20 protein-coding genes and 2 pseudogenes are annotated in these 23,731 nt (G+C 62.1%); 9 read left to right on the forward strand and 13 right to left on the reverse strand.

Annotated elements, in window-relative coordinates:
* The first annotated feature begins 109 nt into the window (after nt 1-109).
* The 6 genes from TM49_RS02720 to TM49_RS02745 all read left to right on the forward strand — a co-directional run bounded on the left by TM49_RS02720 (nt 110) and on the right by TM49_RS02745 (nt 7,208).
* The gene (locus TM49_RS02720) at nt 110-1,681 is read left to right on the forward strand and encodes an ABC transporter substrate-binding protein (protein WP_045679435.1); all 1,572 of its coding nucleotides are present in this window, start codon (nt 110-112) and stop codon (nt 1,679-1,681) included.
* 164 nt (nt 1,682-1,845) lie between these two features.
* On the forward strand, nt 1,846-2,820 hold the full coding sequence (locus TM49_RS02725; RefSeq protein WP_045679436.1) for an ABC transporter permease: 975 nt from the start codon (nt 1,846-1,848) through the stop codon (nt 2,818-2,820).
* Entirely contained in the window at nt 2,820-3,731 is a 912-nt protein-coding gene (locus TM49_RS02730) for an ABC transporter permease (RefSeq protein WP_045679437.1), read from the forward strand. Before TM49_RS02725 ends, TM49_RS02730 begins: the two co-directional genes overlap by 1 nt.
* Complete coding sequence (locus TM49_RS02735) at nt 3,728-4,693, forward strand: ABC transporter ATP-binding protein (protein ID WP_045679438.1); 966 nt, start codon at nt 3,728-3,730, stop codon at nt 4,691-4,693. The genes TM49_RS02730 and TM49_RS02735 overlap by 4 nt, the downstream gene beginning before the upstream one ends.
* On the forward strand, nt 4,690-5,721 hold the full coding sequence (locus TM49_RS02740; protein WP_045679439.1) for an ABC transporter ATP-binding protein: 1,032 nt from the start codon (nt 4,690-4,692) through the stop codon (nt 5,719-5,721). Before TM49_RS02735 ends, TM49_RS02740 begins: the two co-directional genes overlap by 4 nt.
* Nucleotides 5,718-7,208, forward strand: coding sequence for a carboxypeptidase M32 (locus TM49_RS02745; protein ID WP_045679440.1), 1,491 nt, complete (start codon nt 5,718-5,720; stop codon nt 7,206-7,208). Before TM49_RS02740 ends, TM49_RS02745 begins: the two co-directional genes overlap by 4 nt.
* Before the next feature lie 77 nt (nt 7,209-7,285).
* Here TM49_RS02745 and TM49_RS02750 read toward each other — a convergent pair whose 3' ends face one another.
* The 8 genes from TM49_RS02750 to TM49_RS02785 all read right to left on the reverse strand — a co-directional run bounded on the left by TM49_RS02750 (nt 7,286) and on the right by TM49_RS02785 (nt 15,290).
* On the reverse strand, nt 7,286-8,323 hold the full coding sequence (locus TM49_RS02750; protein ID WP_045679441.1) for an ABC transporter permease: 1,038 nt from the start codon (nt 8,321-8,323) through the stop codon (nt 7,286-7,288).
* Complete coding sequence (locus TM49_RS02755) at nt 8,320-9,837, reverse strand: sugar ABC transporter ATP-binding protein (protein WP_045679442.1); 1,518 nt, start codon at nt 9,835-9,837, stop codon at nt 8,320-8,322. Before TM49_RS02755 ends, TM49_RS02750 begins: the two co-directional genes overlap by 4 nt.
* 69 nt (nt 9,838-9,906) lie before the next feature.
* Nucleotides 9,907-10,980: a TMAO reductase system periplasmic protein TorT gene (gene torT / locus TM49_RS02760; RefSeq protein ID WP_045679443.1), complete on the reverse strand. Its 1,074-nt coding sequence runs from the start codon at nt 10,978-10,980 to the stop codon at nt 9,907-9,909.
* A gap of 49 nt (nt 10,981-11,029) precedes the next feature.
* Entirely contained in the window at nt 11,030-12,001 is a 972-nt protein-coding gene (locus TM49_RS02765) for a 5-oxoprolinase subunit C family protein (RefSeq protein ID WP_045679444.1), read from the reverse strand.
* Nucleotides 11,991-12,866, reverse strand: coding sequence for a 5-oxoprolinase subunit B family protein (locus TM49_RS02770; RefSeq protein ID WP_045679445.1), 876 nt, complete (start codon nt 12,864-12,866; stop codon nt 11,991-11,993). The genes TM49_RS02765 and TM49_RS02770 overlap by 11 nt, the downstream gene beginning before the upstream one ends.
* Nucleotides 12,863-14,257 (reverse strand): acetyl-CoA carboxylase biotin carboxylase subunit, encoded by a 1,395-nt coding sequence (locus tag TM49_RS02775; protein ID WP_045679446.1) that lies wholly within the window; start codon nt 14,255-14,257, stop codon nt 12,863-12,865. Before TM49_RS02775 ends, TM49_RS02770 begins: the two co-directional genes overlap by 4 nt.
* Nucleotides 14,254-14,496 carry an acetyl-CoA carboxylase gene (locus TM49_RS02780; RefSeq protein ID WP_045679447.1) on the reverse strand — a complete coding sequence of 81 codons (243 nt, stop codon included), beginning with the start codon at nt 14,494-14,496 and terminating at the stop codon, nt 14,254-14,256. The genes TM49_RS02775 and TM49_RS02780 overlap by 4 nt, the downstream gene beginning before the upstream one ends.
* Nucleotides 14,493-15,290, reverse strand: coding sequence for a 5-oxoprolinase subunit PxpA (locus TM49_RS02785; RefSeq protein ID WP_082074591.1), 798 nt, complete (start codon nt 15,288-15,290; stop codon nt 14,493-14,495). Before TM49_RS02785 ends, TM49_RS02780 begins: the two co-directional genes overlap by 4 nt.
* Nucleotides 15,291-15,608: 318 nt before the next feature.
* On the opposite strand from TM49_RS02785, the gene TM49_RS02790 reads away from it, so the two are divergent.
* The gene (locus tag TM49_RS02790; protein ID WP_045679449.1) at nt 15,609-16,508 is read left to right on the forward strand and encodes a LysR family transcriptional regulator; all 900 of its coding nucleotides are present in this window, start codon (nt 15,609-15,611) and stop codon (nt 16,506-16,508) included.
* Nucleotides 16,509-16,521: 13 nt separating this feature from the next.
* Here TM49_RS02790 and TM49_RS02795 read toward each other — a convergent pair whose 3' ends face one another.
* Nucleotides 16,522-17,085 carry a cupin domain-containing protein gene (locus TM49_RS02795; protein WP_045679450.1) on the reverse strand — a complete coding sequence of 188 codons (564 nt, stop codon included), beginning with the start codon at nt 17,083-17,085 and terminating at the stop codon, nt 16,522-16,524.
* 149 nt (nt 17,086-17,234) lie between these two features.
* Here TM49_RS02795 and TM49_RS02800 point away from each other — a divergent pair, with 149 nt between their 5' ends.
* Together TM49_RS02800 and TM49_RS02805 are read left to right on the forward strand one after the other, a co-directional pair.
* On the forward strand, nt 17,235-18,515 hold the full coding sequence (locus tag TM49_RS02800) for a 4-aminobutyrate--2-oxoglutarate transaminase (protein ID WP_045679451.1): 1,281 nt from the start codon (nt 17,235-17,237) through the stop codon (nt 18,513-18,515).
* Complete coding sequence (locus TM49_RS02805; RefSeq protein ID WP_045679452.1) at nt 18,512-19,963, forward strand: NAD-dependent succinate-semialdehyde dehydrogenase; 1,452 nt, start codon at nt 18,512-18,514, stop codon at nt 19,961-19,963. Before TM49_RS02800 ends, TM49_RS02805 begins: the two co-directional genes overlap by 4 nt.
* A 352-nt stretch (nt 19,964-20,315) precedes the next feature.
* Here TM49_RS02805 and TM49_RS23825 read toward each other — a convergent pair.
* From TM49_RS23825 to TM49_RS02820, 4 genes and pseudogenes are all read right to left on the reverse strand, one after another.
* A pseudogene (locus TM49_RS23825) lies at nt 20,316-20,446 on the reverse strand (IS5/IS1182 family transposase); the annotation flags it as partial.
* 84 nt (nt 20,447-20,530) lie between these two features.
* Nucleotides 20,531-20,665, reverse strand: a pseudogene (locus tag TM49_RS02810) (integrase core domain-containing protein); the annotation flags it as partial.
* Between the two features lie 53 nt (nt 20,666-20,718).
* Nucleotides 20,719-21,591 carry a 2-hydroxy-3-oxopropionate reductase gene (locus TM49_RS02815; protein WP_045679454.1) on the reverse strand — a complete coding sequence of 291 codons (873 nt, stop codon included), beginning with the start codon at nt 21,589-21,591 and terminating at the stop codon, nt 20,719-20,721.
* 18 nt (nt 21,592-21,609) lie between these two features.
* Entirely contained in the window at nt 21,610-23,670 is a 2,061-nt protein-coding gene (locus TM49_RS02820; protein WP_045679455.1) for an alpha-amylase family protein, read from the reverse strand.
* Nucleotides 23,671-23,731 lie beyond the last annotated feature (61 nt).

Here is a 23,731-nt window from a genome sequence, read left to right on the forward strand (position 1 = left end):
ACGACATTTTTCTGACGAGGCAGCTCAGATTTTGTACCAATTTAGGCTTGACCGTATCATTTTTTCGGCCCTACTGTATCACTCAGATGAAACAAAGGGGAACAAACCTATGACGAAATCCTTTCTGCGATCTGCCGTAACGGCCCTTGCCATCATGGCGGCGGCACCTGCTGTCTATGCTGATGACCTGATCATCGGCCTGCGTGCCGGTCCCGATTCCATTGATCCGCACTGGTCTACGCTCGGCAGCCAGGCCGAAGCGCTGCGCCACATCTATGACACGGTCGTTGATGTTGACGACAAGCTGCAGCTGAAACCCGGCCTCGCCGTCAGCTGGGAGCCGATCGACGACACCACCTGGGAATTCAAGCTGCGCGAAGGCGTGAAATTCCATGACGGCTCGGACTTCACCGCCGAAGACGTCAAGTTCTCGATCGAGCGCATTCCGGAAGTCACCGGCCCGATGCCGATGACGCTCTACACGAAATATGTCGACAGCGTCGAAGTGGTCGACGACTACACGCTGCGCGTTCATACAAAGGGCATGGCGCCTGCGCTTCCGAACGACTTCACCCGCCTTTTCGTCGTCTCCGACGGCACCAGCATGGAAGCCCGCAACGAGGAGTTCAACTCCGGCGAAGCGGCCATCGGCACCGGCCCCTACAAGTTCGTCTCCTGGGAGCCCAAGGGCGACCTCGTGCTCGAGCGTTTCGACGATTACTGGGGCGAAGAACCGGCCTGGGAAAAGGTCATTCGCCGCGAAATTCCCGATGACGCCGCCCGTGTCGCGGCCCTGCGTTCCGGCGATGTCGACATGATCAACTACGTTCCGGCGTCCGATTATCTGGCCTTCCAGAACGACGACAGCCTGGAAACCTTCATCTCCGACTCGATCTACATCCTCAACATCGCGCCGAGCGTGAAGGATGAAGAACCGCAGCCGATCACCGTCAACGGCGAGCCGGTCGACGGCAACCCGCTGCAGGACCTGCGCGTGAGAAAGGCGCTCGACCTTGCGATCAACCGCGACGTGCTGGTCAATGTCGTCCTCGAAGGCCTCGGCAACCCGGCCAACCAGCTGATGCCGGAAGGCTTCTTCGGCTATTCGGAAGAACTCGGCCCGCGCGAATACGATATCGAACAGGCCAAGGCGCTCTTGGCAGAGGCCGGCTATCCGGACGGTTTCGAGATCGACTTCACCTGCACCAACAACCGCGTTCCCGGCGATGCCGTGGTCTGCGAAGCACTCGCCCAGATGTGGGCCCGCCTTGGCCTGAAGGTCAACGCACAGGCTCTCAACGGCACGGTCTTCTTCCCCGCCGCAGCGCGCGAGGAATACACGATGACCATGTCGGCATGGGGCACGCTGACGGGCGAAGCCGCCTACACCTATGGTGCGCTGACGCACACCAAGGACGCGGAAAAGGGCTTCGGCAACTTCAACCGCACCGGCTATTCCAACCCGGAATTCGACAAGGTCTTCGACGAAGGCACGCAGACGCTCGATGCCGAGGCACGCAAGAAGCTTTATGAAGAAGCCTCCTACATCGCCATGGAAGACCGCGCGCTGATCCCGACCGTCATCCTGCAGACCGTCTGGGCCGCAGACAAGGACACCGTCGAGATCACGCCGCGCGTCGACCAGGAAACGCGCGCCTACGAAATCAAGCCCGCCAAGTAAGGCGGCGCGGCGAACGCTCGTGCGCCAGGGCGTTCACGGGGCTGCGGCAGGTATCGCCGCAGCCCTTCATCGGCGAATTGATCCCCGGCCAGATGCCGGATGATGCCATTCGTGCGATATTCAGCGCGTCGCGCAGATGCGCATGCTCATTCCAAGAGGCTTAGATGCTTGGTTTTCTTGTCCAGCGGCTGCTGCAGGCCGTTGTCGTCATCTTTGCAATGTCGATCATCGTCTTTCTTGGCGTCTACGCGATCGGCAATCCGATTGACGTGATGATCGACCCCGGCGCGACCCAGGCGATCCGCCAGAAACTGATCGAGCAATACGGTCTCGACCAGCCGCTGTGGCAGCAATATCTGACCTTCCTGACCAATGTCGTGCATGGCGATCTCGGCACGTCGATGGTCTACAATGTCTCGGTCATCAAGCTCGTCTTTTCCCGGCTTCCGGCGACCGTCGAGTTGGTGTTCGTCGCCGTGATGATCGCGACCCTCATCGGCATCCCGGCCGGCATCTATGCGGGCTACCGCCCGAACAGCATTCCCGCCAAGGCGATCATGGCGCTGTCTGTCCTCGGATTCTCGGTACCCACCTTCTGGATCGGCATGCTGCTGGTCATGGCCTTCGCGGTCAATCTCGGCTGGCTGCCATCCGGCGGGCGCGGCGATGTAGGCTCGCTCTTCAGCCTGCAGACCTCGCTTGTCACGCTCGATGGCTGGCGCCACGTCATCATGCCGGCCTTCAACCTTTCGCTGTTCATGATGGGCCTGCTCATCCGTCTCACCCGCGCCGGCATGGTCGAGGCGATGCAGACGGACTATGTGAAATTCGCCCGCGCCCAGGGCCTGCCCGACCGGCAGATCGTGTTCCGCCATGTGCTGCGCAATATCTCGATCCCGATCGTCACGGTCTTCGGCCTTGAACTGGGTTCGACGCTCGCCTTTGCCGTCGTGACCGAGAGCGTCTTCAACTGGCCGGGCGTCGGCAAGCTGATCATCGACAGCATCCTCCAGCTCGACCGCCCCGTCATGGTCACCTACCTCATTCTCGTGGTCATTCTCTTCGTGCTCATCAATCTTGTCGTCGACGTCATCTACGCCCAGCTCGATCCGCGCGTGCGGCTGAAGGGAGGCAAGTGATGGCTGACGCAACGCCCGCTGCGGCGCCGGTGGAAACCCGCCCCGCCCGGTTCCGCAATTTCTGTTCCGACTTTGCCCGCTCCCCAGTCGCCGTCGTCTCACTGATCATGATCGTGGGCCTGCTGTTCGTCTCCTTTGCGGCGCCGCTGGTGTCGCCGCAGGACCCCTATGACATGGCCAAGCTCGACTGGATGGATGCGTTCCTGAAGCCCGGAACGGTCGGCTCCGGCGGCTATACCCATCTTCTCGGCACCGACAACGTCGGCCGCGACATGCTTTCGGCGATCTTCTACGGATTGCGCACCAGTTTCGTCATCGGCCTTTCCGCCGGCGCCCTGGCGCTGATCGTCGGCATTTGCGTCGGCCTGTCGGCAGCCTATTTCGGCGGCCGGATCGAGGCCTTCCTGATGCGCATCGTAGACCTGCAATTGTCGATGCCGGCGATCCTGCTGGCGCTGGTGCTGGTCGCCGTTCTAGGACAGGGCGTCGGCCAGATCATTCTGGCGCTGGTGATTGCCCAATATGCCTATTTCGCCCGCACCACCCATGGCGCGGCGACCGTCGAGCGCGGCAAGGACTATATCGAGGCCGCGCGCTCGACGCCGCTTCCGACAGGCCGCGTTCTCTTCCGCCACCTGCTGCCGAATGTGCTGCCGCCGCTGATCGTGGTCGCGACGGTGCAGGTCGCAAGTGCGATCGCGCTGGAGGCGACGCTCTCCTTCCTCGGCGTCGGCCTGCCGCTCACCGAACCCTCGCTCGGCTCGCTGATTGCCAACGGCTTCAAATATATCCACACGGACCGCTACTGGCTGTCGATCTATCCGGGCCTGTTCCTGATGGTGACGGTGGTGACGATCAATCTGGTCGGCGACCAGGTCCGCACCGTTCTCGATCCGAGGCGCAGCCGATGACCAAAGCACTGGACGTCCGGGGCCTCACCACCCGGTTTGAAACCCGCCGCGGCGACGTCACCGCCGTCAACAATGTCAGCTTTTCGGTCGGGCGCGGCCGCATCATGGGTCTTGTCGGCGAGAGCGGCTCGGGCAAGAGCGTCACCGGCTTTTCCATTCTCGGCCTTGTCGAGGAACCCGGCCATATCACCGGCGGCGAAGTTCTGGTCGATGGCCAGGACCTCAGGGCGTTGAAGCCCGAGGCACTGCGCAAGCTGCGCGGTTCCAAGGTCGCGATGGTGTTCCAGGACCCGATGATGACGCTGAACCCGGTCTTGCGGATCGGCGACCAGATGGCGATGGCCGTGCGCGTGCACGAGAAGATGTCGAAGCACGACGCCTGGGAGCGGGCGCGCCAGGCCCTCGAGACTGTCGGCATTCCGGCCGCCCGCGAAAGGCTGAAGGCCTATCCGCACCAGCTTTCCGGCGGCATGCGCCAGCGCGTGGCCATTGCCACCGCATTGCTTCACCGCCCGGCGGTGATCATCGCCGACGAACCGACGACGGCGCTCGACGTCTCGATCCAGAGCCAGATATTGGCCGAGGTGCGCAGGCTTGCCGACGAGACCGGCACGGCGATCGTCTGGGTCACCCACGACCTTGCCGTCATCTCCAGCCTCGCTGACGACATCTGCGTCATGTATGCCGGCAGGATCGTTGAGCGCGGCACGGCCGAGGAGGTGATTGCCGCCCCTCGCCACCCCTATACGGTGGGCCTGATCGGCTCCGTGCCGAGCCTGCATGAGCCGGGCGCGCATCTGCCGCAAATCCCCGGCTCGACGCCACAGCTTGCCAACCTGCCGTCGGGCTGTCCGTTCAGGCCACGCTGTCCGCGTGCCTCAGACATCTGTGCCACCGAGCCGCCCCTGCATGAGACCGGAACGCATTCGGTTTCCTGTCATCATCCGATGGAGGCCCCATGAGCAAGCCGCTTCTGACAATCGACGGCGTTCACAAGCGCTTCACCCGCAAGCCCGGCCTTGTCATCCAGGGTATCAACAGGCTCGCCGGCAAGCCCTCGGGCGAAACCGTTCATGCGCTTTCCGATATCTCGCTGGAGGTCGCCGAGGGCGAGGTGCTCGGCCTCGTCGGCGAATCGGGCTGCGGCAAGTCCACGCTCGGCCGCATCATCTCGGGCATCTACACGCCAAGTGAGGGCCATGTGTTTCTGAACGGCGCGCCCGTTGCCCGCAAGCATGGCAATAACGTCGACAAGCTCACCACCAAGGTGCAGATGATCCATCAGGATCCGTTCGCAAGCCTCAATCCGCGCATGAAGGTGGGCGAGACGATCGCCGAGGGCCCGCGCATCCACCATATCGTCAAGGCCAATGAAGTCCGCGCCCGTGTGCGCAGTCTGCTTGAGCAGGTGGGCCTTGAGGCCGCCTATGCCGACCGCCTGCCGCACCAGTTTTCCGGTGGTCAGCGCCAGCGCGTTGCCATTGCCCGCGCGCTCGCCATGGAGCCGGAACTGCTTGTGCTGGACGAAGCGGTCGCCTCGCTCGACGTGTCGATCCAGGCGCAGGTGCTGAACCTGTTCATGGATTTGCGCCGCGAACTCGATCTCACCGCCGTCTTCATCAGCCACGACCTTTCGGTCGTCCGCCATGTGTGCGACCGTGTGGCGATCATGTATCTCGGACGCATCGTCGAACTGGCCACAGCGGAAGAGCTTTATGCGACCCCGCGCCACCCCTACACCAGGGCGCTTTTCGCCTCGATCCCGAAACTTGGCGCCGGGCGCGGCTCGTTCCAGCCGATCGAGGGCGAAATCCCCTCGCCGATCAATCCGCCGAAAGGCTGCGCCTTCCATCCGCGCTGTCCGATGGCAGGCCCGAGGTGCAAAATCGAACTGCCGCGCCTCAAGCCGGCGACAAGCGGAACGGCATCGGTTGCCTGCCACCTCAATGACGGCGGCACCGGCGCCACAGCAAAGCCGGAGGCCGCATGAACGCGTTCACGACCCGCATCGCGGAAATCAACGACATTCTTTCCGCCGTCAACCTGCTGCAATGGGATGCGCGGGTCATGATGCCGGCAGGCGGAGCGGCCACCCGCGGCCAGCAGATCGCCACGCTGAAGGCCAAGGCCCGCGCGATGCTGCTCGATACCGCCACGGAAGATGCCGCCGAAGCCTTACTGGCAAAGCCTGCCGATGAACGCGAGCGCCGCGCCGCCGAGGCTGTGCTTGCCGCTCGCAAGTGGCATCTGAGCGTGCCGCCCGAACTGCTGCGTCGCCAGGACGAAATCTCGATTATTGCCGGCCGCGCCTGGCAAACGGCCCGCGCGAAAGGCGACTTTGCCCTGTTCCGCCCGCATCTTGCCGAGATCGTTTCGCTGGCGCGGCAGATGGCCGACGCAATCGGCTATGACGCCCACCCCTATGATCCCATGGTGCAGATCTACGAGCCCGGCGAGACCGCCGCCTCGCTGAAGGCTCTGTTCGACGACCTGCGCGAGGGCATCAAGCCGATCCTGGCGGCAGCGCTTGAGCGAGCGAAACCGCGCACGGATTTCCTCTACCGCGACTATCCCGTCGAGCAGCAGAAGGCCCTCTGTGCGGAGCTTGCCGAAGTTCTCGGCCTCGATTTTACCCGCAGCCGGCTCGACACAGCCGTCCACCCCTTCGAGATCTCGTTTACCCGCCAGGATGTGCGCATCACCTCGCGCTGGAACCCGAACTATCTGCCGATGTCGATCTTCGGCACCATGCACGAGACCGGCCACGCGCTTTACGAACAGGGCGTCGATCCGGCACTGACCCGCACGGCGCACACGACCGACCTGATCGGTCTTTATGCCGTCGGCGGCAGCAGTTTCGGCATGCATGAGAGCCAGTCGCGGCTCTTCGAAAACCATATCGGCCGCTCCGCTGATTTCTGGGCGCTGCATTTCGGACGGCTCAAGGCGCATTTCCCGGACCAGCTTGCCGATGTCAGCGAGGAAGAGTTCGTCAAGGCCGTCAACCGCACCGAGCCGGGCCTCATCCGCGTAGAAGCGGACGAACTGACCTATGACCTGCACATCATGCTCAGGGTGCGCATTGAAATGGCGCTGATGGATGGTTCGCTTGCCGTTGATGACGTGCCGGCGGCCTGGAACGCCGCCATGCGCGACGACCTCGGCATCGATGTGCCGCATGACGGGCTCGGCTGCCTTCAGGACGTCCACTGGTCAAGCGGCTATATCGGCTCTTTCCCGACCTACACGATCGGCAATGTCACCGCCGCCCAGATCATGGCGCGGCTCGATGAAACCGATCCGCAACTACGCGATGCCGCCAGGGCCGGTGACCTTGCGCCGCTGCGGCAAAAGCTCGGCGAGATCGTCTGGAGCCACGGCCGCTCGAAGGGTCGTCAGGCAGTGCTTTCCGCCATCGGCGCGGAAGCGGGCGATTGCAACGCTTATCTGACCTATCTGCAGAGGAAATTCGCATAGAGCGCTGCGTCTTGCAGTATGCCTCTGCTTCTGCCTGAACTCAACGCCACGGGCGGAACGGACAACTCCGCAACCGCCTACCTGTCGCCGATCAGCATCCGGTAGCGGAACTGGTCGATGACCACGGCGAGCACCAGCAGGCCGCCAAGCAGGATCATCTGCATGTAGGAACCGATCTGCATCAGGTTCATGCCGTTTTGCACCAGCACGATGAAGAAGGCGCCGAGCACGACGCTTTCCACCCGGCCGATGCCGCCGCGCAGCGACACGCCGGCGATGACGCAGGCGGCAATCGATTCCAGCGCGATCGTGCCGCCGAGATTGGTCTCGCCGCTTTCCACGCGCGCCGTCAGCAGCACGCCGGAAAGGGAGGCGAGAAGCGCGCAGAGCATATAGGCGATAAAGAGCGTGCGGGCGGTGTTGATGCCGGAGAGTTTTGCCGCCTTGACATTGCCGCCGACGGCATAGATGCGCGCGCCGGTGCGGGTACGGTTCATCAGCGTCCAGATGACGATGATGGCAAGCACGGCAACGACGACCGGAACCGGCACCCCGGCAATCCGCCCGAAGCCGAAGAAATCGCCGAAGGCATAGGGCAGCCCGCCAATCGGCACGCCGCCGGTGATGAACAGCGCAACGCCTGCTCCCATCGACTGGACGCCGAGCGTCATGATGAAGGGCGACACGCCGAATTTGGCAACGCCGAGACCATTGAGCGCGCCGATGGCAAGCGCCGCAACAAAGCCCGTCAGGATGCCGAGCGTGACCACCAGGAAGGCAGCGTCGGGAAAAACACTGGCGAAATAGACCATTGCGGTGGCGGATGTGACCGAGGTGAGCGCGATCGCGGTTCCGACAGAAAGATCGAAGCCGCCGGTGACCAGCACGATCATCTGCCCGAGCGAAACGAGCACGAGATAGACCGACTGGCGGGCCACATTGACGATATTGTCGACCGTCAGGAATTGTTTCGAGGCAAGCGCGAAGATGATCAGCGCCGCGACCAGAAAGAAGGGCAGCACGCCGAGCTTCAGGAAGACATCGCCAAAAAACTGCCGGAGGGAAAAGCCGGCGCCCGGCTGCGTCGTTTTCACGGCTTCCGCTTCATTGGTCATGCCGTCTGCCTTTCTTCATGGAAAAATGCTTTGAGAATTGTCTCTTCCTCGATCTCGTCGCCTGAAAGCGATGCCGAGATCCGGCCCTGGCTAAAGACCAGCATGCGGTGCGCCAGGTTCATCGCCTCCGGCAGGTCGGAGGAAATCACCACCACCGCCTTGCCAGCCTCGCAGATCTGCTTGATCAACTGGTAGAGAGCGGCGCGCGTGCCGACATCGACGCCGACCGTCGGTTCATCGAAAATGTAGACGTCGCGATCGCTGGCAAGCCCCTTGCCGAACAGGATCTTCTGCTGGTTGCCGCCGGAAAGTTTTGAAGCCGTGCGCGCGAGATAGGCGTCTGACAGATCAACGCGACCGCCGATCTCTGCCGTCAGCCGATTGACCGCCTTTGGCCTTCTGAGGCCGAAGAGGCCACGGGTCTCCTGGTGGTCGAGCGTGGAAAGCGCGATATTGTCGCCGGCAGTCGCGCCCAGCATCAACCCCTCCTCCTTGCGGTCGGAAGGAAGGTAGAAGATGCCGTCCTTCAGGAGTTTTGCCAGCGGCGCTCCTGTTACATCGCGGCCCTTATAGGTGACGCTTCCGGCCGCAATGCCGCCAAGGCCGATGGCAGCCCGGAAGGCGCGGGACTTGCCGCAGCCGACGAGACCGGCAACGCCTAGTACCTCGCCGCGGCGGACATCGATATCGACGCCTTCGACGCCAGCCGCCTTCAGGCCGCGGATCTTGAGCACGGGTTCTGCTTCAGGATTTGCGGCAATCGCCGGATAGATCTCGCTGATCGCCCGGCCCGTCATCATCTCAACCAGCGCATTGTGGTCGAGGTCGCGGGCGCCGACGGTGCCAACAAGCTTGCCATCACGCAGAACCGTGATCCGGTCGGCGATCTGGGTGAACTCCTGGATACGGTGGGAGATATAGATAATGCCGGTTCCCGCCGCTTTCGCGTTGCGCACGAGGCGGAACAACTCCTTGGTCTCACGTTCTGTCAGCGACGCAGTCGGCTCATCGAGAATCAAAATCTTGGCGCGGGCATGGATGGCTTTCGCAATTTCCACCATCTGCTGCTCGGCGCGCGACAGGCTCAACACCTGACGGCGAACATCGAGCGCGAAGCCCATTTCATCGAAAATCTCCTGCGCACGATGGCGCATGGCGGCGTGGTCGATCAGCATGCCCGTCAGCGGCTCGTCGCCGAGGAAGATGTTTTCGGCAACAGTGCGCGTCGGCACCAGCGAAAACTCCTGAAAAACCGCGCCAATGCCGGCTGCCCGCGCATCCCGCGCGGAGGAAAAATGCACCGAATGCCCGTCGATCAGCACTTCGCCTTCGCTCGGCTTGTACACGCCAGCGAGAATGGAAATCAGCGTCGATTTGCCGGCGCCGTTTTCGCCGAAGAGCACGTGGACCTCGCCCGCCTCAAGGCTGAAGTCGACATTATCGAGCGCCTTGACGCCCGGAAACTGTTTCGAAATACCGCTCATACGCACGAGCGGAATGGCTTTCTCAGCCATGGCCGGCCCCTTCCAGAGGTTTCCGCACCGCCGGCAAGGCGATGCGGAATGCTTCATCTGTTGCGGATATCAATCGACCGAGAAGACCGGACGGAAGCCGTTCGGCGGCAGGATGTCGGTCTGCGGCACAGAGTCGATATTGTCGCCGTCGACGACAAAGATCTTCGGACCAACATGCTTGACCAGTTCCTTGCCTTCCAGCGCGCGAACCGCCTGATCGACGGCGATACGCCCCTGGATCACCATTGAATCCGCCGGCGCTGCCTCGATGAAGCCGCGCTTGATGCCCTCATAGACGCCGGGCGTCATGTAGAAGGCCAGAAGCCCAACCTTGTCCTTCAGGCCGCGTTCGCGAATGAGGCCCTGCGCGGCTTCGGCGGTCACGGCCGTGCCGGCGATATAAGCGACGTCAGGCTCGGCCTGCAGCACGTCTTCCACCAGTTTCAGCTGGGCTTCCTTGCCGGTGTCGCCGTATTTCGGCTCCAGCACGGTCAGCGCCGAACCTTCGACCGCTTTCAGGAAACCTTCATTGGCGGCTTCCACCCAGCCGGCACCGGCCGGACCCGGGAACCAGCCGACAATTGCCGGTTCGCCGCCTGCCGGATGCTTTTCGGCGAGGTATTTGCCGGTCTCAAAGCCCATCGTGTAGAAAGAGACGAGCGACTTGGCGGTAATATCGGGAGAAGAAATGCCGTTGATGACATCGATGACCGGAATACCCTTGGCCGCCACTTCCGAAACGAGGCTGTTCAGCCCGTCATAGGAAATCGCGCCGATGACCACGGCATCCGCGCCACCGGCAACGCAGTCCTCGATCTGCGAAATCTGCTTGGCAAGCTCGGTATAACCGCCGGCCTCGACGACGTTCAGCTTGACGCCGAGGTCCTTCGCTTCCTCGACCACGCCGTAATCGACGCCGAGCCAGTAGGCGTCCTTCATATGCGGGAAGGATACGCAGATATTGTAGGCTTCCTCGGCCTTTTCGAGCGGCACATACTTGACGTCGGAAGCCGTGCCGTCGGCCGCAAAAGGCGGCGTGATTTCGACGGCATCATAGGGATACCAGGTCTCGGCAAGCACCGGCGATGCTGCGGAAACGGCGAGCGCCGAGATGGCGACTTTAAGAATTGAATGTGCTTTCATTGAAGTTCCCCTTCGTGGTTATAGAAAAAGCAGCGTTCGGTTGGTATTCCTAGAAAAGCGCCCGGATTTTTCCGATAAGGGCGGCCCGGTCTTTCCGGGCGGCCAAGGCGGTTTCCATATCCACCTTGACGAAACGGGTTGGCGTGTGTGGCTGAAGCTGGCCGATCAGGTCCATGTCGGCCGAGATCACCGTGCCGACCATGAAATAGCCGCCGCCGGAAACGGCGTCGCGATGCAGAACGATCGGCTCCGAGCCGCCCGGCACCTGCACCGAACCATAAGGGTAGCAGGCGTCGACGATATTCGATGGATCGGACCCGGCGCCGAATGGCTGTTCGCGTTCGACAAACGCGATCGGATGACCGCCGCGGAAGCGATAGCCCATGCGGTCCGCCTCCGGCGCGACCTTCCATTCATCGGAGAAGAAATGCTCCAGTGAAGCATCCGTCATGCGGTGATCGTAGAGACCGGGAAGCACCCTGAGTTCGGCAGGCGTTCCCGGCTTGCGGCGCAGCGCCTCGGGGATTTCCTTGCCGATCTCCGCCTTTTTGGCAGGCGTGCCGACGGGAAGCTCGTCACCGACAGCAATCGCCCTGCCCTCGACACCGCCGAGCGCGCCGATGGGATAGGTCGAGCGGCTGCCGAGCGCCATCGGCACATCGATACCGCCGGCAACGGCGATATAGATACGCGCGCCGGTCTTGAGGAAGCCGAAGGAGAGCTTCTGCCCTGCCTTGATCGAGAGCGCGGTCCAGCCCGGCACTTCTTCCTCATCGATCAGCACCGGCATTTCGGCGCCGGTGACCGCGATGACCGCGTCTTCGGTGAATTCAAGCGCCGGCCCCATGAACACGGCTTCCAGGCCCGCAGCCCCCTCGTCATTGCCGACGAGATGATTTCCGGCGATCAGCGCCAGGCGATCCATGGCGCCGCCTTCGGGAATACCGAGGTGATAGTAGCCGGGGCGACCGAGATCCTGAACGGTGGTGGCAAGACCGGGATGGAGAACCTTAATGGTCATTGAGAATGCCCTCCAGCTTGGCATTGTAGCCGTCAATGTCCTTGTTGAATTCGTTGAGGTCGAAGGAGACCTCGCGGATCGGCGGGGCGAAGGTGCCGTTCTCCACCGCCTTGACCTCGGCATCATAGGTTTCGCGGTCGATCGGCTTGAACTTGACGATGTCGCCGGGCTTGAAGAACACCATGAAGTCCTTCAGGTAGCTGGTCGTCTGGGTCGGGTCGTAGATCGGCATCGGGGTGATGCCGAACATCTGGTAGCCGCCGGCCCCGCGCACCGAATAGATGCAGGAGAAGCAGCCGCCATAGCCGACAGTCAGCTTCGGCGTATCGGTGCGGGGGCGCAGATATTTCGGCACCTCGATCTGACGCTGGCGCTCGACCATCTGGTACATGAACGGCAGGCCCGAGACGAAGCCGACCATGGTGACAATCCACGGCGCGCCGGAATGGGCGTCGATGAAATCGGCGACGGATTTGTAGTCGTTGATCCGCGCGGCATATTCGAGATCAGTGCTTTCCGGATCCTGATGGCGCTCGCGGAAGCGCATCAGCGTCTCATGCGTCCACGGGTCGTTGTAATAGACCGGAATTTCGATGATCCGGGTCTTGATCACCGGCTCCGATTTCTGGTCGGCAAGCTCGATCGCCTGGACTTCCTTCAGCATGTCGTCCGGATGGATGATGTCCGGGTCAAACTTGATCTGGAAGGAGGCATTGGCCGGGCAGATCTCTGTGACGCCCCTGATCTTCGCGTCGCGGACCCTATTGGTCATCGACAGCGAATGGAAAAACGCCTCCAGCGACATTTCCTCGCTGCATTCGACAAAGAGGTGTTCGTCACCTCCGAAGGAATAGCGCAGCTTCATGACGAGGCCTCCTCATGGACTTTGGCCGGGGTTTGAGGGTTGAAGTGCGTTTCGAGCCAGGGCTCGAGAAAGCGGGTGTGGAAGGCGCCCTCGGCAACGGCTTCATCGCGGCAAAGGGCAAGGTGAAGCGGAATGGTGGTCGTAAGCCCTTCGATGACAAGACCGGACAGCGCCGCCTCCAGCTTTTTGAGGCAGGCCGCGCGGTTCTCGGCATGCACGATCAACTTGCCGAGCAGCGAATCGTAGAAGGGCGGCACGGTGTAGCCTTCGTAGAGGAAGGTATCGAAGCGGATGCCCGCGCCTTCCGGCGCGACGAGCTTGGCCACCGTGCCGGGGCCAGGCATGAACCCCTTTGCCGGGTCTTCGGCATTGATGCGGCATTCGATGGCGTGGCCGGATAGGGCGATATCATCCTGCGTGACCGAAAGCTTTTCGCCGCCGGCAACGCGGATCATCTCCTGCACGAGATCGATGCCGGTGACCATTTCCGTGACCGGATGCTCGACCTGGATACGGGTGTTGACCTCGATGAAGTAGAATTCACCGGCGTCCTCGTCATAGAGATATTCGACCGTTCCCGCGCCCTTGTAGCCGACCGATTTCGCCAGCGCGACAGCGCTCTCACACAGCGCCGTGCGCACATCGTCCGGCAGGCGGCAGGAGGGGGCTTCTTCCCAGACCTTCTGCCGGCGGCGCTGCAGCGAGCACTCGCGCTCAAAGCAATGAACTGCGTTTTCGCCATCACCGAGGATCTGCACCTCGACATGCCGCGCCTTGGTGATGACCTTTTCAATATAAAGACCGCCATCGCCGAAGGCCGCCTTGGCTTCCGCTGCGGCCAGAGGAAACTGGCGCTCGAAATCCTCCATCGTGTCGACGATACGGATACCGCGCCCTCCGCCGCCGGCAGCAGCCTTGATCATCGCCGGAAAGCCCGTTTGCGCGATGATGTCGCGGGCCACGGCCATGTCCTCGATACGGCCATCGGAGCCCGGCACGGTCGGAACCCCGGCCTTTGCGGCGACGCTGCGGGCTGCAACCTTGTCGCCCAAGAGGCTGATCGCATCGGCAGACGGGCCAATGAAGATCATCCCGGCGTCGGTGACGGCGCGGGCAAATCCGGCATTCTCGGAGAGAAAGCCATAGCCCGGATGAATGGCATCCACACCGGCGCTCTTCGCCGCCTCGATGATCTTCTCGATATTCAGATAGGATTTTGCGGCAGACGGCGGGCCGATATCCACGGCTTCATCGGCGAGCTTCACGGCCAGCATGTCGGCATCGGCGGCGGAGTGCACCTGCACCGTCCTGATGCCGAGGGCCTTTGCCGCGCGAATGATGCGCACGGCAATTTCCCCGCGATTGGCGATGAGGATCGAGCGAATGGTCATGCCTCGACCTCGGCGAGCACCTGACCGGCCATCACGGGTTCTGCGTCATCCACCAGGAAAATAATGCTGCCGCCGGAAACGCCAGCGGGAATCTCGTGAAACGTCTTCATCACTTCGATCAGCCCGATCGTCTCCTTCTCGGTGACGCTGGCGCCATCTTCCTTGAAAGCGGCTGCGTCGGGAGAGGGCTTGCGGTAGAAAGTGCCCGGAAGGGGCGACCTGATTTCGAGCTTGCTCATGCTGTTCTCCGGATTTTTTCATTTATGATTTCTGAAACGGGGGAAATGCGGATGCCGGCGGCGATCAGCGCCTCGCGCAGCGCCTTTGCGATGGCAAGCGCGCCGGGCGTATCGGAATGGAAACAGATCGATTCGAAGGGAATGTCGACGTCGCGGCCCGTCACCGCCGTCACCTTGCCCTGCTTGCAGGCGCGAACGGCACGCGCGGCCAGCGCCTCAGGGTCAAGATGACCGACGGAACGGGTGAAGACGATCTGACCGTCCTCGCCATAGTCCCGGTCTGCAAAGAATTCGCGGATGACCGGAACGCCCGCTTCCACCGCGATCTCTTCCGTCACCGAACCGGCCATGCAGAAAATGCTGACATTAGGAGCGGCGGTGCGCATGTAATCGACAAACAGATGCGAAAGCTCGGCGTTGACCGCCATCTCCATGTAGAGCGCGCCGTGCGGCTTCACATGCTGGAGGATACCGCCATGGCGGCGGGTGAATTCGCGCAGCGCACCGACCTGATAGATGATGTCGTTGACCAGTTCCTTGGCCGTGCCGTCGATCTTGCGGCGGCCGAACCCCTGCAGATCGTTGTAGCCGGGATGCGCGCCGACGCCGATCCCGTGCTCGACGGCCATGCGCACTGTCTGATCCATCAGGTTCGGATCGCTGGCATGGAACCCGGTGGCGATGTTGGCGGATGTGATGAACTCCATGAGCTGCGCGTCATCGGTGTCTCCGATCTGCCAGCGACCGTAGGATTCGCCCATGTCACAATTGATGTCGACAACCTCGCGCTGCAAAACCCTACTCCCTGAATGTGCGGGACCGGCTGACCACGGACAAAACTGCCCTCAATTTAAGCGCCAATCCCGAATGCCTATGAATTCGTCAAAAAACAAGCTAGACCGGAAAAACGACTTTGAAAAATTCTATTTCTTGTTCAGCATTATCTGAAAAACAGAACGAAACGGCATCACGCACGCCTCGAAGTATCGGGCTTGAAACCTGACTTTCACGGGTTTTCTGACCGGAATGACAGCGTCTTTGGAGCCGAGAATGGCTGGTCACTCAGAAAAACTGAAAGACCACATTCTGAAAATCAGAAGGGAAATTGCTTAGTGTCGCTCAATCTCAGACAGCTCCGCTATTTCGTCGCCACCGCCGAACTCGGGCAGGTCTCGCAATCCGCCATGCATCTGTCGATTTCGCAATCGGCGATCACGACGGCCATCAAGGAGCTGGAACAAACCGTCGGCACGACGCTGTTTACGCGTACCTCCCATGGCATGAGCCTGACGGATGCCGGACGGCAATTCCTGTCGCACGCCTATGAGATCCTGCAGAAGGTCGAGGAAGCGACGCAGCTTACCAGCTACACGGAGGAGCTGACCGGCACGCTGACGGTTGCCACCAGCTATACCGTCATCGGCTATTTCCTGCCGCTTCATATCGAGCGGTTGCGGCGGCGTTTTCCGGGGCTGGAAATCAAACTCTTCGAACTCAATCGCGAGTCGATCGAGGAGGGTCTGCTGACCAATCGCTACGACATTGCCGTCCTTCTGACCTCCAATATCCTCAACACCGAGCTGACCACGGAAAAGCTGCTCAGTTCCGAACGGCGACTTTGGGTCCCTGCGCGCCATCCGCTGCTAAGTGCGGAATCGGTCGGGCTGATGGAAACCTCTGAAGAAAGCTACATCATGCTGACGGTCGACGAGGCCTCGCACAGTTCGCTGAAATACTGGAGCCGGACGGCGTTTCAGCCGAAGATCACGCTGCGCACCTCGTCCATCGAGGCCGTGCGCTCGCTGGTGGCCAATGGCCAGGGCGTGGCGATCCTCTCCGACATGGTGCATCGCCCCTGGTCGCTCGAAGGACGGCGCATCGAGACGATCAATCTGCGCGACCCGGTCCCCTCGATGGATGTCGGTCTTGCCTGGCGCAGGAATGCCGAGTTCACGCCGGCCATGGCGGCCTTCCGCTCCTATTTCCGGCAGGCCTTCCACATTCCGAACTGATGAAGGCTTCCCGCTAGAAGGTCGGCGGCGTGCTGGCGGAGACGATGACGCAATCCTCCGGCCCCACCTGACGGAAACGATGCGGCTCGCGGCTGTCGAAATAATAGGCATCGCCGGGGCCCAGGATCTTGCGCTGATCGCCGACGGTGATCTCGACCCGTCCGGAGATCACGATCCCGCCCTCCTCGCCCTCGTGGCGATACATCACCCGGCCGGTATCGGCGCCCGGCCTGTAGGTCTCCTGCAGGATCATCATGGCGCGGCCGATGGAATTGCCCACCTGCTTCAGCGACAGCCGCGCCTTGCCGATCTCCGTCAGCTCCTCGGCGGCATAGAACACCTGCTTCTCGGCTTCCGGCGTGAAGGCGAAGAACTCCGACAGACCGATCGGAATGCCCTCGAGAATCCGCTTCAGCGATCCGACCGAGGGGTTCAGCCTGCCGGACTCGATCAGCGAGATCGTCGAGCTCGACACATTCGCGTTTTTCGCCAGCGCCCGCTGCGAAAGCTTCGCCCGCTCGCGCACCGCTCTCAACGTCCGCCCGAGCTCGATATCGTCATGCGAAGCGCTGAGCATGCTTCATATCCTCATCATTTCCGTTCCAGTATCAATTAAATCAATATCTTCCGATTATCAAGAAACAGACTTTCTTGCCGATCGAAAGCCACATACGCTCTTCCCACAATGACGGCGCTTGACGACCGTCACGGAGCAAGGAGCAGCTTATGTTGAATTCGGATATCGCCACACGGCGGGATGCCGCCATTTCACGCGGCGTCGGCATGCAGACGCAGATCTATGTCGACCGGGCCAAAAACGCGGAAGTCTTCGACGTCGAGGGCCGGCGTTATATCGACTTTGCCGCCGGCATCGCCGTGGTCAACACCGGCCATTGCCACCCGAAGGTCATGGCAGCGGTGGAAGATCAGTTGAAGCGCTTCACCCATACCTGCCATCAAGTGCTCCCCTACGAGCACTATATCCGCCTTGCCGAGCGGCTGAATGCCGCCGTTCCCGGCGATTTCGACAAGAAGACTGTCTTCGTCACCACCGGCGCCGAGGCTGTCGAGAATGCGGTAAAGGCCGCGCGCGCGGCCACCGGCCGTTCGGCCGTGATCGCCTTCAATGGCGGCTTTCATGGCCGCACCTTCATGACCCTGTCGCTGACCGGCAAGGTCGCACCCTACAAGACCGGCTTCGGGCCGATGATGCCGGATGTCTACCACATTCCCTATCCTGCCGAACTGCACGAGACGTCGGCTGAAGACAGCCTGAAGGCGCTGAAGTCCCTGTTCAAGACCGATCTCGATCCGGCGCGCGTCGCCGCCATCATCATCGAGCCGGTACAGGGCGAAGGCGGCTTCTATCCGGCCCCCGCCGAACTGATGCGCGCCATCCGCGCCATCTGCGACGCGCACGGCATCGTCATGATCGCCGACGAAGTGCAGACCGGCATCGGCCGCACCGGCAAGCTCTTCGCCATGGAAGCCTATGATGTCGCCGCCGACCTGACGACGATCGCCAAGGGCATTGGCGGCGGCCTGCCGCTTGCCGCCGTCACCGGACGGGCGACAATGATGGATGCGGCCGGCCCCGGCGGGCTCGGCGGCACCTATGGCGGCAACCCGCTGTCGATCGCCGCCGCCAATGCGGTGCTGGACGTGATCGAAGAGGAAGACCTCCTGAACCGCGCCAGCCGGCTCGGCTCCTACCTCAAGCAGCGGCTTGAGGCGATCCGCGCCGTGACGCCCGAGATTGCCGAGATCCGTGGCCCGGGCTTCATGGTCGCTGCCGAGTTCATGACGGAAGACGGCGCGCCGAACCCGGACATGACCAATGCGGTGCGGCTGGAAGCCCAGAGCCGCGGCCTCATCCTGCTGACCTGCGGCGTTTACGGCAATGTCATCCGCTTCCTCGCCCCGCTGACGATCGAGGAAGAGGTTCTGGCGGAAGGCGTCGACATTCTCGAGGCATCGATCGCCGCCGTGAAGGAGAAGCAGGCATGAAATTGAAAGATCCAACCCTTCTCGAGCACCGCGCTTATATCAACGGCGCCTGGATCGAAGGCGAAAGAACCTTCGACGTGCTCAATCCTGCAACAGGCGACAAGATTGCCGCCGTCACCGACCTTACCGTCGACGATATCCGCGCCGCAATCGACGCCGCCCATGCCGCAAAACCCGCCTGGGCAGCACTGACCGGCAAGGAACGTGCAGGCTATCTGCGCCGATGGTACGACCTGATGGTGGAAAACGCCGATGATCTGGCGACCATCCTGACGGCCGAGATGGGAAAACCCTGGCCGGAAGCGCGCGGCGAAATCCTCTATGGCGCAAGCTTCATCGAATGGTTCGCCGAAGAGGCCAAGCGCGTCTATGGCGACACCATTCCTGGCCACCAGCGCGACAAGCGCATCATCGTGATGAAACAGCCCGTCGGCGTTGTTGGTTCGATCACGCCCTGGAACTTTCCCAATGCAATGATCGCCCGCAAGGTTGCCCCTGCCCTTGCCGCCGGCTGCACCTTCGTTGCCCGACCCGCCGAACTCACGCCCCTCTCGGCCCTTGCCATGGCGGTGCTCGCCGAGCGCGCCGGCATCCCCGCCGGCGTCTTCAACGTCATCCCCTGCGCCGATGCCGCAGCAGCAGGCGCAGAACTCTGCGCCAATGAGAAGATCGCCAAGATCACCTTCACCGGCTCGACCCGTGTCGGCCGCATCCTGATGCGGCAATGCGCCGATACGATCAAGAAGATGTCGCTGGAGCTTGGCGGCAACGCCCCGTTCATCGTCTTCGATGATGCCAATCTCGATGCGGCCGTCGAGGGCGCGACGATCGCCAAATACCGCAATAACGGCCAGACCTGCGTCTGCGCCAACCGCATCTATGTTCAGTCCCGCGTCTATGACGCCTTTGCCGAGAAGCTGAAGGCAAAGGTGCTTGCCCTGAAGGTTGGCGACGGGTTCGAGAACGGCGTCAGTGTCGGCCCGCTGATCAGCCCTCAGGCCCTGGTCAAGGTCGAGGATCATATCGCCGACGCCGTCGCCAAGGGTGCAAAAGTCATTGCCGGCGGCAACCGCTCGAACCTCGGCGCAACCTTCTTCGAGCCGACGGTCATGACCGGTGTAACGCAGGCGATGAAGGTCGCGCATGAGGAAACCTTCGGGCCCGTGGCGCCGCTCATTCGCTTCGAGAGCGAGGACGAGGTCATCGCCATGGCCAATGACAGCGAGTTCGGCCTCGCGGGCTATTTCTTCGCCCGCGATCTCGCCCGCGTCTTCCGCGTGGCCGAAGCGCTTGAAACCGGCATGGTCGGCGTCAATACCGGCCTGATCTCCACCGAAGTCGCCCCCTTCGGCGGCATCAAGCAGTCCGGCCTCGGCCGCGAGGGCTCGAAGTACGGGATCGAGGACTATCTGGAGATCAAATATCTCTGCCTCGGCGGAATCGCCTGAAACGCCGGATCCATCCTGTCCTCCGTCCGCTTTGGTCCACCGGCCTCTTCCATCATCCTGACGGCAAACACCTCTGGCCCGCCCAAACCCAGCAGCTTTGGTGCAAAACAACAAAAAGCCCTCGCGTTTTTGCGGGGGCTTTTGTGTCAGATTTGGTTGCGGGGGCAGGATTTGGACACTGTTTTATTCAAACCGACGATCGTGTCGCCAATGCAATGTTGAAGCCGAGCGATACGTGAGGTTGCTCGGAGAGGTTCGGTTTCAAAGCCGGAGTAATGAAGGTTCATGGCGTTGGGCACTGCGGCTTAGTGGCTCGCATGCTTCTGCAGATTCGAGAACCCGCCTCCAAGCTCTATGGACAATAGCGATATTTTGCGCAACGTCCTGTTTTGAGTCGCATGTGAGCGCATCGATACATGCTTCGGCTGATGCGATAGATTTATGCCGATCCTTTGCCAGCCGCCGGCGTCGTCCGAGCCATGCAATGGGTGTTCGACAACGATCAAAGAGCTGGCCCGGTTTGTCTGATCAGTTTGGGACGTTTTGCTAAGTGGATTTCCGCCTCGATTATGCAACCACCATCATTGGTGCCAGCGTGTTGAAGTAGGCCTGATCCGGCGTCTGCCGGCCAAGGGATGAATGCGGTCGTCGGGTGTTGTAGAAGTTCAGATAACGACCGATGCCAGTGCGGGCTTCGGACACCTAGATTGCGACGAGCGGGATATAGGCCGCATCAGCTAATGGGTCTGCGATTTTTAGAGTGATCCTGCCAGCGCCTCCAGCGTCTTGATCAGTGCTGAATGGTCATCATCGCCGTCGCCCCTGGCGATCGCGGCATTCATCAGTTGCTCGGTCGCAGCCGCATTCGGCAGGGCGAGACCGATGTCGCGCGCGGCATTGACAGCAAGCGCCATGTCCTTGCGGTGGAGGCGAATGCGGAAGCCGGGCTCGAAGGTGCGTTCGATCATGCGTTCGCCGTGAACCTTCATGATCGTCGAGCCGGCGAAACCGCCCATCAGCGCCTCGCGCACCTTGGCGGGGTCAGCGCCCGCCTTCTTCGCGAACAGCAAGCCTTCCGCGACTGCCTCGATGGTCAGTCCGACGATGATCTGGTTGGCGACCTTGGCGGTCTGGCCGTCACCGACCGGGCCGACATGGGTAATGGTCTTGCCCATGGCTTCAAACAGCGGCCTGCCGCGTTCGACGTCAGCATCCGAGCCGCCGACCATGATCGTCAGCGCCGCGTTCTTCGCGCCGACCTCGCCGCCGGAAACCGGCGCATCGAGATAGCCGCAGCCCTTTGCCGCGATCCTTTCGGCAAAGGTCTTGGTTTCGACGGGCGAGATCGAGCTCATGTCGATGACCATCTTGCCTTCGGAAAGACCCTCCGCCACGCCGTTCTCGCCGAAGAGGACGGCGTCGACGTCAGGCGTATCCGGCACGATGGTAATGATGATATCGGCGGCCTCGGCGACGGCCTTCGGCATGTCGCAGGCAACCGCCCCCTTCTCGACGAGGAATTCAGAGACCGGCTTCACCCGGTTGATGAAAAGTGTGTGGCCGGCGTCGATCAGATGCGCCGCCATGGGGCGCCCCATGAGGCCGAGGCCGATAAATCCGATGTTCATGTGCTTTCCTTTCGTTTACTACGCTTCGAACACCAACGCCTCGAACGTGCCGACCGGCGGCAACACGAACCAGCGAAGGTCGCCGCCCTCCGAAGGCTCGGCGGACACATCGGCTCCGGCCACCAGCGTGCGCCCGGTTGGGCCAACGCCGCGGATGCCAAGCCTCAGGCCGGTGAGCACGGGCGGATCCTCATAGAGATTGTTGTGCTGGCCGCTGTAGTTGACGAGATGAACCAGCAGCCGGCCGGTCTCGACCTGTCGCTGCAGCGTCACCTCGAAAAGCCCGTTGCCTTCGATCACGACCGGAAGCGCGTCCGGCCTTTCGGCGAGGAACGAGGTCACGAGGGTTCGATTGTCCGGCAGGCTATCGCGATGATAGAGCGCATCGGGATGCCAGGGGAAATAACAGCAGTCGCCTTCCCCGTATTGCCCCCGGATCACGCCCGGCAGATCGCTTTCGACCTCCGGGAAGCAGAGTTCCGGCGGGCCGAAGCGCTGCGGCGGAAGAAGTTTCAGCAATGTCATGGCGCCATCGCGCGGTTCGCATGCATGGTAGACGCCGTCGAGCATATAGAGGCCAGCACCGGTTTTCTCCGCCTCGTCCGCATCCGCCTCGAAATAGGCGCCGCGCATGTCGCGCCGCATCGTAAGCCGCTCGCGGATCGGCAGGCTTTCGAGCGCCGGCTTTTCGCGGCGCGCGCCGCGCTCGTCGTAAAGGCCGGTCTCGCCGGTCGCGATCAGCAGTCCGCCAGCCTTCACCCAGGCATCCAGCGTCGCCGCCTCGCCGTCGGAGATGCAGGCGACATTCGGCATCACGATCGCCCGATAGCGGTCGAGATCGGTTTCGGCGAGCTTCTCGTCGCTGATGAAATCGAAGGGAATGCGGGCCTCGAGCAGCATCCGATAGGCGCCGCGGAAGGCCTGCGCACCCGCCGCGCGGGCATCCGTGCGGCCGCGATAGGCATTGGTGCCGAAGGAATGGTAGAGGCCGACACGGGCGGCGGACGAGAGACCGGTATAGTGTTCTTCGTTGCGGGCATGCCATTTGTAGAGACGCTCGATGGCCGGGAAGGCCTTCTTGTCCTGCTGGTCCATGACGCCGAGCAGGTAATAGTCGAGCGTCGCGCCGCTTGCGAGCTGCTGGGCCATGCGCAGTTCCTGGTAGGCGCCGGTTTCCGAGACGAAGCGCCAGGCGAAGTCGATGAAATTGGTCGCCGTCGACGCCGCCATCTTCTCCGGCGCATAGGCCCGCGCCCAGCGCGCCTGCTCACCCGACTGGTAGGGCCATTCCGGCTGCGCCCGGTCGACGGCGCGCTGCACCTCCATGCGGATGAAATCGTTCTTGCCGCGCTGGCCGCTCATGGCGACGCGCGGATTGACCGCCTTGATGTGGTCGTAGATGCGGCCGCTGAGCTCGCGCGAGGTACGGTCCTTGAATTCCACATAGTCGGGGTAAGCCTCGCAGGCAAAATCCTCGCGCTCGGGCAGCGCCTTGCCATACATCTGGCGAAACCGCCGCTGGCAGTTCTCGCACACGCAGATGCCGAAATCCTCCCCGGAATAGGTCGTGGTTCGGTAGCCGAACATGTTGAAGAACACGCCGTCGACGTCATAGCGCCCGAGCGCCTCGGAAATGATGTCGAAGGCATATTGCTGGTACCAGCCGCCGTTGACGCAGGCCTGGTAGGTGCCGTTGTATTCGAGTGGCCGGCCCTGCCTGTTGTGCACGAACCATTCCGGATGGGCCTCATAGGCGATCCGGGTCGCCTTCGACATGTCGAAGCGCCCGACCAGCGCCAGCCCCTCCTGATGCGCCGCCTCGATCGCGTCGCCGAGGGCATCGCCCTTCATCATCGGGTTGCGGGCGTGGAGCGGCAGGTCGGTCGGGTAGAAGGCATAGATGCCGCCGATGTTGTAGAGCAGGACATTGGCGCCGAATTCCCGGGTCTCGCGGGCCAGCGCCTTCTGGTCGTAAAGCGCGTCCGGCTGGCGCAGGTTGGTCTGGACCATCCGGTAGGGCTTCTGCCACCACGCCTTTTCTCCGGCCAGATTGATATTTCCCCCGGTTTTCTCCGACATTTCTTTCTCCTCTGGCCTTTCTCAAGGCGATCGCAGCTATGGCCGCCGGTCGTCCGGCGCA

The organism is Martelella endophytica (assembly GCF_000960975.1).
Classification (GTDB): domain Bacteria; phylum Pseudomonadota; class Alphaproteobacteria; order Rhizobiales; family Rhizobiaceae; genus Martelella; species Martelella endophytica.

Coding starts and splice junctions, on each gene's coding strand:
- TM49_RS02815 (WP_045679454.1), bottom strand. CDS start 21,591: ATGAACATCGGATTTATCGGCCTCGGCCTCATGGGGCGCCCCATGGCG.
- TM49_RS02800 (WP_045679451.1), top strand. CDS start 17,235: ATGTTGAATTCGGATATCGCCACACGGCGGGATGCCGCCATTTCACGC.
- TM49_RS02820 (WP_045679455.1), bottom strand. CDS start 23,670: ATGTCGGAGAAAACCGGGGGAAATATCAATCTGGCCGGAGAAAAGGCG.
- torT (WP_045679443.1), bottom strand. CDS start 10,980: ATGAAAGCACATTCAATTCTTAAAGTCGCCATCTCGGCGCTCGCCGTT.
- TM49_RS02805 (WP_045679452.1), top strand. CDS start 18,512: ATGAAATTGAAAGATCCAACCCTTCTCGAGCACCGCGCTTATATCAAC.
- TM49_RS02780 (WP_045679447.1), bottom strand. CDS start 14,496: ATGAGCAAGCTCGAAATCAGGTCGCCCCTTCCGGGCACTTTCTACCGC.
- TM49_RS02750 (WP_045679441.1), bottom strand. CDS start 8,323: ATGACCAATGAAGCGGAAGCCGTGAAAACGACGCAGCCGGGCGCCGGC.
- TM49_RS02725 (WP_045679436.1), top strand. CDS start 1,846: ATGCTTGGTTTTCTTGTCCAGCGGCTGCTGCAGGCCGTTGTCGTCATC.
- TM49_RS02795 (WP_045679450.1), bottom strand. CDS start 17,085: ATGCTCAGCGCTTCGCATGACGATATCGAGCTCGGGCGGACGTTGAGA.
- TM49_RS02775 (WP_045679446.1), bottom strand. CDS start 14,257: ATGACCATTCGCTCGATCCTCATCGCCAATCGCGGGGAAATTGCCGTG.
- TM49_RS02755 (WP_045679442.1), bottom strand. CDS start 9,837: ATGGCTGAGAAAGCCATTCCGCTCGTGCGTATGAGCGGTATTTCGAAA.
- TM49_RS02740 (WP_045679439.1), top strand. CDS start 4,690: ATGAGCAAGCCGCTTCTGACAATCGACGGCGTTCACAAGCGCTTCACC.
- TM49_RS02720 (WP_045679435.1), top strand. CDS start 110: ATGACGAAATCCTTTCTGCGATCTGCCGTAACGGCCCTTGCCATCATG.
- TM49_RS02770 (WP_045679445.1), bottom strand. CDS start 12,866: ATGAAGCTGCGCTATTCCTTCGGAGGTGACGAACACCTCTTTGTCGAA.
- TM49_RS02745 (WP_045679440.1), top strand. CDS start 5,718: ATGAACGCGTTCACGACCCGCATCGCGGAAATCAACGACATTCTTTCC.
- TM49_RS02730 (WP_045679437.1), top strand. CDS start 2,820: ATGGCTGACGCAACGCCCGCTGCGGCGCCGGTGGAAACCCGCCCCGCC.
- TM49_RS02735 (WP_045679438.1), top strand. CDS start 3,728: ATGACCAAAGCACTGGACGTCCGGGGCCTCACCACCCGGTTTGAAACC.
- TM49_RS02765 (WP_045679444.1), bottom strand. CDS start 12,001: ATGACCATTAAGGTTCTCCATCCCGGTCTTGCCACCACCGTTCAGGAT.